Source organism: Vibrio sp. 378 (assembly GCF_033339435.1).
In genome coordinates, this window is sequence record NZ_JAWOUO010000521.1 from 1 (window position 1) to 720 (window position 720).

At 46.2% G+C, this 720-nt stretch carries 1 protein-coding gene; it reads left to right on the forward strand.

Going from position 1 to position 720, the window contains the following annotated elements; all coding sequences use genetic code 11:
* The first annotated feature begins 92 nt into the window (after nucleotides 1-92).
* Nucleotides 93-695: a 3-isopropylmalate dehydratase small subunit gene (leuD, locus tag R7Q48_RS27295; RefSeq protein ID WP_005480538.1), complete on the forward strand. Its 603-nt coding sequence runs from the start codon at nucleotides 93-95 to the stop codon at nucleotides 693-695.
* The last annotated feature ends 25 nt before the right edge of the window (nucleotides 696-720 follow it).

Here is a 720-nt window from a genome sequence, read left to right on the forward strand (position 1 = left end):
AGCCCTGCAATGGCAGCCGCAGCAGCTATCGCGGGTCACTTTGTTGACATTCGTGAATTAACTTTTGATAAACAGGATTAAGGAGAACAATCATGTCAGGTTTTAAACAACATACTGGTTTGGTTGTGCCTCTAGATGCCGCCAACGTTGACACGGATGCCATTATTCCAAAGCAGTTTTTACAAAAAGTTTCTCGCCTAGGTTTCGGTAAGCATCTTTTCCATGACTGGCGCTTCCTTGATGATGCAGGCGAGCGACCAAACCCTGAGTTTGTAATGAACGCGCCACGTTACCAAGGCGCTTCTATCCTACTTGCGCGTGAAAACTTCGGCTGTGGCTCATCTCGTGAACACGCACCTTGGGCTTTGGCTGATTACGGCATTAAAGCGATGATCGCACCTAGTTTTGCGGACATTTTCTACGGCAACTCCATCAACAACCAAATGGTTCCGGTTCGTCTGACTGAACAAGAAGTGGATGAACTGTTCCAATTCGTTGAAGCCAATGAAGGTGCGCAAATTGAAGTGGATCTGGAAGCCCTAAAAGTGCGCGCAAACGGCAAGGAGTATGACTTTGAAATCGACGAGTTTCGTCGTCACTGCCTGCTTAATGGTTTAGATAACATCGGTTTGACGCTTCAGCACGAAGACAAAATCGCTGAGTATGAAGCCAATATCCCAAGCTTCCTGCGTTAAAACGCTTCTTTGAATACACAAATAA

What these genes read in the sequence shown, in the direction of transcription:
- leuD (WP_005480538.1), top strand. Translation starts at nt 93, where the DNA reads ATGTCAGGTTTTAAACAACATACTGGTTTGGTTGTGCCTCTAGATGCC.